The sequence below is a fragment of the Streptomyces sp. NPDC060198 genome, from assembly GCF_042728415.1.
Lineage (GTDB): Bacteria > Actinomycetota > Actinomycetes > Streptomycetales > Streptomycetaceae > Streptomyces.
This window is the reverse complement of record NZ_JBHWZJ010000390.1, coordinates 1-6,302: the sequence shown is the minus strand read 5'-3', so window position 1 is coordinate 6,302 and position 6,302 is coordinate 1. Positions and strand designations below refer to the sequence as shown.

Here is a 6,302-nt window from a genome sequence, read left to right as displayed (position 1 = left end):
GCGTTCTCGTACGGGTGCTGTCGCCGGGTCAGCCCCGGGCGCGCAGCTGCTCGTAGTAGGTCTGGCAGTCCTCGTAGGAGGGCAGCAGCCCCTGCGCCTCGGCCTCGGCCAGCGTCGGGGCGGCGGCGTCCTTGTCCGAGAGCAACGGGGTGATGCCCTCGGGCCACTCGATGCCCAGCTCCGGGTCGAGCGGGTTGATGCCGTGCTCGCGGCCGGGGGAGTACCCCTCGGAGCAGAGGTACACGACCGTGGCGTCGTCGGTCAGCGCCATGAAGGCGTGGCCGAGGCCCTCGGAGAGGTAGACCGCGTGGTGGTCCACGTCGTCGAGCCGGACGGCCTCCCACTGCTTGTACGTGGGGGAGCCGACCCGGATGTCCACGATCACGTCCAGCACCGCGCCACGCACGCACTTGACGTACTTGGCCTGGCTCGGCGGCACGTCGGCGAAGTGGATGCCGCGCAGGGTGCCCCGGCTCGACACCGAGCAGTTCGCCTGGGCGAGCCGGAGCCCGTGCCCGGCCGCATCGGTGAAGTCGGCCGCCTGGAACCACTCGTGGAAGCTTCCCCGGCTGTCGGGGAAGACCTTGGGCTCCTGCACCCAGGCTCCGGCGATGTCGAGCTGCCGCATCTGATTCACGTTCCTGTTCTTTTCGCTTCTCGGGTACTTCACGTTCTCGGGTCAGGCTGTGTGACGGGCGTCAGGTCCGGGGAGGACCGGGTGTCAGCCGCCGAGGCCGCCCGCGAGCCTGCGGGCCTTCTTGCGGGCCTTGGCGGGCAGCCGGCGGACGATCGGGCCGCCCACGCTCCGCAGGGCGCTGCGCACGGTCGCCTTGCGGCGGGCCGAGGCCATCGCGCTCAGCATGGCGGGGCTCACCGTGGGCAGGTCCGACACGAGAACGATCTTCCCGCCCCGCTCGACCCGCACGTCGGCGAGCGGCACGGCGGCGCTCTTGGCGCCGTCGAGGCGGACCGAGAGCTTCCACTCGCCCGGCGGCACGTCCGCGGCCTTGGCGGGCACCGCCACGTGGGCACGGCCCTGGACCGGGCGGAGCGTCGTCGGGAGAACCCGGTCGGTGCCACCGGTGGAGGTCAGCACCAGATCGGCCTTGGAGGCAGCCGTCGAGGACGTGGTGACGATGTCCAGGCGCAGTTCCGTCTTGCTGCCGGGGGTGCGCAGGACCGGGCGGCCCTCCAGGTACTCGGCCAGCTTCTTGGCGCGGCGCGCCACGTCCAGCGTGAGGTTCCCGTGCGGGTCCGTGAAGTACGGGATGACGGCGCGGGCGGGCGAGCCCAGCGAGGCGGGCAGGCAGGCCGCGTCGACCCCGGGGTCGCGGTCGGCGCCGAGCCGGGCCTTGCGGACCACGCCGAGGCCGCGCAGCGGCACCCAGATGTCCCAGAACCCGCGCGAGACGCGCCCGCGGTTCTTGACGCCCTCCGAGGTCACGTGACCGTGGCCGGTCAGGATGACCTCGAAGACGCCGTCGGAGATCTCCTTGACCTCCGAGGTGAACTTGGCGGGGCAGGGCCACTCGACGGCCGTCTCGCGGTTGCGCAGCGAGATCTCCGCCATGTAGCCGTCGAGGTCGTCCTCGACGTCCAGCAGCTCGCCGGCCGGCAGCAGGTCCGCCGTGAGGTCGGGGTGCAGATACAGACGGCCGTCGCGGCGCACCAGCGTCACGGGCTTCTGGTCGTCGCCGTGGACGAGCCGGCCGGTGATGTCGATCCTGATCCGGCCGTCCGGCTGCCACTCGAACTTCTCCAGGCGGGCGGCCGCCTTGATGGAGCCGGCGAGCTGGGCGATCCGGAGGAGTCCCTGGCGGTCGTCGTTGCGCAGCAGCGTGGAGCGCAGCCGCTGGACCGGGCCGAGCCCGTCGTGCACGCCGTCGTGCATGAAGTCACGTGCCAGGGGCTGGACGGCGTCGATCATCTCGTCGCGGTACTCCGGCGCGTACTTCTGCACGGCCGGTTCACTGAGACGGGACAACATCTCCACACGGTAGAAGCGGCGCAGCAGGAGGTCGCGGAATTCGCCCGGCTCGGTGTTCTCCACGACGACGTCGAGGACCTCGCGGAGATTCCCGTAATAGCCCGAAGGGATGAGCTTCGCGGAGCCTGCGTTCTGGCCGTCGTCGCGCCGCGAGTAGTAGTAGCAGGTGTAGCTGCCGAGAATCGAGACGACCTTGGCGGGAAAGTACGCCTGCATCATGTAGAGCTGATCCTCCAGGCGGCGCTTGCCCTCGGGATAGGCGATGTTGTTCTCGCGGAGGAATTCCGTCCGGAACATCTTGTGCGGGGTCAGGCTGTCGTAGAGCGGTGCGTCGCGCAGGCTGCACTTCTCCCGGTTGACCTTGAAGACCCCGTGCGGAACGCCGCGGAAGTTGCTGGCGACCTTGCCGATGACGATGTCGGAGCCGTTGCGGTGCCCCATGTTGTAGAGGCGCAGCAGGGCTTCGGACGCCAAATAGTCGTCCTGGTCGAGGAACTGGACGTATTCGCCCTTGGCCTCCGCCACGCCGATATTGCGAGGCTTGCCCGGCCATCCGGAATTAGGGATGGTGATCACACGGAAGTGCGGGTGCTCGGTCGCAAGCTTTTCGAGACGCTCACGTGTGTCGTCGGTCGAGCCGTCATTGACGAACAGCACTTCGAATTCGCTGGCGGGCAGGGTCTGGCGCAGCAACGAGTCGATTGCGGGATCGATGTACTTCCCCGGGTTGTACACAGGAATGATGACGCTGACTTTGACTGACACAACTGTGTCCCATCTCTTGTGGGAACCCTGAACGCGAAGGCGGTGTCGGGATCGGTGACCGATTGAGGGCGAGGGCCGCCGCCCGGAAGCACCATAGCGGTTGTGGCACATCGAACAGTTCGGTCCGGGTACGAGGCCGTGTACGGTGCAACGGAGGTTTCCGGTGATGTGAGCTTCATGGAAGCCCAAGTGGCTTATTTTCAGGCCGCCTTGGGGGATCCTCATGAGCCGGACGGGGGCCGGCTCGCCACGCGGTCCAGCGAGAGAGGTGCACGTCATCAGTCGTACCCGCAGTGAGGCCGTCCGGCTTCGATGGTCACACGGATCCGTGGCGGACTGCTTCCGGGGCCGTGACAACAGCCTGGGGTTCATCCGCCTGATCCTGGCTTCCGCGGTCGTCGTCAGCCACGCGAGCGTGCTGGGCTTCGGCGAGAAGGAGTTCGGCCACGGACTCAGCCACGGCCAGACCGACCTCGGGAAACTCTCCGTCTACGGTTTCTTCGTCCTGTCCGGCATCCTCGTCACCCGCAGCGGCAAGCGGCTTCCGCTGGGCCGCTTCCTCTGGCACCGCGCCCTGCGCCTGCTGCCCGGTCTCTGGGTCTGCCTGATCGTGACGGCCTTCGTCGTCGCCCCCTTCCTCTACTGGGCGCAGCACGGCGGCCTCGGTGGCTTCTGGGGCCACCCCAGAGGCCCCTTCGCGTACCTGGGCTCGAACTGGGCGGTGGCCCCGCTCCAGAACGACGTCTCCGGCGTCGTCGCGCACTCCCGGGGCGACGGTCTGGGACACAGCCCCAGCATCGACGCCGCCCTCTGGTCGCTCCGCTACGAGGTCCTCTGCTACTTCGGTGTCGCGCTGCTCGCCGTGACGCGCGTGCTCACCCGGGCCCGCCCGCTCGTACTCCTGGTGGCCGCCGGACTCGGCTGGTACGCCATCGCCCCCGCGCTGCAGGAACGCTTCTGGGCCGGTTTCTCGGACTCCTCCTACGCTCTGAGCTTCGAGATCTTCCCGGTCATGGGCAAGTTCGACCCGGACATCCTCATCTATCTCGCCTTCGCGTTCGCCGTCGGAGCGGTGATCGAGTCGTATCGTGAGCGCATCCCCGTCAGCGACCCGCTCGCCGTCCTCGCGCTGCTGGTGTTCCTCGGTGGAATCTTCTTCGGGTACTTCTTCGTCGTGGGCATCCCCGCCTTCGCCTACCTGCTGCTCTGGCTGGCGATCCGGCTCCCGGGTCCGTTCCGCCGCGTCGGGGCCCGGAACGACCTCTCGTACGGTGTCTACATCTACGGGTTCGTCATCCAGCAGGCGCTGACCGCTCTCGACTTCGCCCGCTGGGGGTTCTGGCCCTACCTCGTCCTGTCGCTCGCGGGCACGCTGGTGGTCGCGGCCCTCTCCTGGCATCTGGTCGAGAAGCCCGCGATGCGGCTCAAGGACATCGGCCGCAAGCGCACCGCTCCGACCGCCCCGGTGGCCGCCCAGCCCGCTCCCCCCGGGGAGACGGAGTCCGCGCCCGGCGGCCGGGACCGGGCCCTCGCGGACAGCGGCACCCGCACCGGCTGAGCCCGTACGGCACGCGCACAGGAACGGCGCGACACCCGGCACACACCCCAGCAGGACGCCCCGGCCCCGCGGCCGGGGCGTCCTCGTCCGCCGGAACGCCCGACGGCCGCGCCACCACCCCGCGTCCAGGAATCGGAACTCCGGTGCGTCCGGTGTACGGACTGGCATACATTCGCCCCTGTGACATCGGTAGCGGAGAGTGTGGCAAGACAGCAGGTGACCGAGGCCCGCAGGATCGTGGTCAAGGTGGGCTCCTCCTCGCTCACCACCGCGGCGGGCGGGCTGGACGCCGACCGGGTCGACGCCCTCGTGGACGTCCTCGCCAAGGTCCGCGGCGGCGGTGAACGGGAGGTCGTCCTCGTCTCCAGCGGCGCCATCGCCGCCGGCCTCGCCCCACTGGGCCTGCACCGCAGACCGAGGGACCTCGCCCGGCAGCAGGCGGCTGCCAGCGTCGGCCAGGGGCTTCTGGTGGCCCGCTACACGGCGTCCTTCGCCCGCTACGGCGTCCGCGTCGGCCAGGTACTGCTGACGACCGACGACACCAGCCGCCGCGCCCACTACCGCAACGCCTACCGCACCCTCGACCAGCTGCTGGAGATGGGCGCCCTGCCCGTCGTCAACGAGAACGACACCGTCGCCACCGACGAGATCCGCTTCGGCGACAACGACCGCCTGGCCGCCCTCGTCGCCCACCTCGTCCACGCCGACCTCCTCGTCCTCCTCTCCGACGTGGACGGGGTCTACGACGGCGACCCCAGCACCCCGGGCACCTCGCGGATCGCCGAGATCACCGGCCCCGAGGACCTGGCGGGCGTCACGATCGGCAGCGCGGGCAAGGCCGGGGTCGGCACCGGGGGCATGGTCACCAAGGTGGAGGCGGCCCGGATCGCCACCGCCGCCGGCATCCCCGTCGTCCTCACCTCCGCCTGGCACGCCGCCGACGCACTCGCAGGACGGGACACCGGGACCTACTTCCACCCCACCGGCCGCCGCTCCGCCGACCGCCTCCTCTGGCTGGCCCACGCCTCGGCCCCGCAGGGCGCGCTGATCCTGGACGAGGGGGCCGTACGAGCCGTCGTGGAGCGCCGCACCTCCCTGCTGCCCGCGGGAATCAGCGCCGTGGACGGCGACTTCACGGCCGGCGACCCCGTCGAACTGCGCGACCCCGCCGGCCGGGCGGTCGCGCGCGGTCTCGTCAACTTCGACGCCAGGGAGATCCCCCAACTACTGGGGCGTTCCACACACGATCTGGCCCGCGAACTCGGACCCGCCTACGAACGCGAGGTCGTACACAGGGACGACCTCGTCGTTCTCATGCCCCCCTCGGCGCCCCGAATCGGCTGAAACTCCGGACTCCTGACGGAGACCTTCACCAAAACCGCCCCACGCCGGGCCTTGGACTGGTCAACTTTGTAGCGGGGGTACGCAGGGGAACAGCACAGCAACACATCCACAGGAGGCCGCCGGTGAGACGAGCGCGCCCGGGGGCGCCGCCCCGAGGAACGGGCACCCGCGCACTGACCAGCGTGGGAGCGGGAACCGGCTTCGACCGGAGTCCGCCCGCCGACCGCACGTCCGACCGGGCCGAGGACCGCACCACCGGCCACGACCCGGTAGCCGCGAAGGGGGAGACCACTCAGTCCCGGCTGTGGCACATCACGCTCTGCGTGTCCGGGACCGAGACACCGCTCGGGGAGGTCAGGCGGGGCCTGGAACAACTTGCCCACGACCACCCCTTCCTGCTGACCAGCCGGTACGCGAACGACCATGCGGAGATCCGGTACTGGGAAGAGGCCCGGGACCTGCACGACGCGGCGGCCGTCGCCCTGCGGCTCTGGGGCGAGCACCGCTCCACCGCCCAGCTGCCCCCGTGGGAGATCGTCGGCCTCGAGGTCATCGACCGGGAGACCTACCACCAGCGCGTCGCCGAGGGGTACGGGCCGCCGCCCGCCGCACCCGTGGGCGTGCACCCGTACTGACCCGGGGCGGGAG

The 6,302-nt window shown here is 70.2% G+C and carries 5 protein-coding genes; 3 read left to right on the top strand and 2 right to left on the bottom strand.

The genetic code is table 11. The features are described 5' to 3' along the window. Window positions 1-28: 28 nt before the first annotated feature. Together rfbC and ACFWEP_RS29980 are read right to left on the bottom strand one after the other, a co-directional pair. Window positions 29-628 (bottom strand): dTDP-4-dehydrorhamnose 3,5-epimerase, encoded by a 600-nt coding sequence (gene rfbC, locus ACFWEP_RS29985; RefSeq protein WP_387374712.1) that lies wholly within the window; start codon window positions 626-628, stop codon window positions 29-31. A 93-nt stretch (window positions 629-721) separates the two neighbouring features. Further along, window positions 722-2,752 carry a glycosyltransferase family 2 protein gene (locus tag ACFWEP_RS29980; RefSeq protein WP_387374708.1) on the bottom strand — a complete coding sequence of 677 codons (2,031 nt, stop codon included), beginning with the start codon at window positions 2,750-2,752 and terminating at the stop codon, window positions 722-724. A 328-nt stretch (window positions 2,753-3,080) separates the two neighbouring features. Between ACFWEP_RS29980 and ACFWEP_RS29975 the strand changes: the two genes are divergently transcribed. The 3 genes from ACFWEP_RS29975 (at window position 3,081) to ACFWEP_RS29965 (ending at window position 6,289) form a co-directional block, all read left to right on the top strand. Beyond that, complete coding sequence (locus ACFWEP_RS29975; protein WP_387374706.1) at window positions 3,081-4,310, top strand: acyltransferase family protein; 1,230 nt, start codon at window positions 3,081-3,083, stop codon at window positions 4,308-4,310. A gap of 216 nt (window positions 4,311-4,526) precedes the next feature. Next, window positions 4,527-5,654, top strand: coding sequence for a glutamate 5-kinase (gene proB / locus ACFWEP_RS29970; RefSeq protein ID WP_387374710.1), 1,128 nt, complete (start codon window positions 4,527-4,529; stop codon window positions 5,652-5,654). 122 nt (window positions 5,655-5,776) lie between these two features. After that, on the top strand, window positions 5,777-6,289 hold the full coding sequence (locus tag ACFWEP_RS29965; protein WP_358765846.1) for a hypothetical protein: 513 nt from the start codon (window positions 5,777-5,779) through the stop codon (window positions 6,287-6,289). Window positions 6,290-6,302 lie beyond the last annotated feature (13 nt).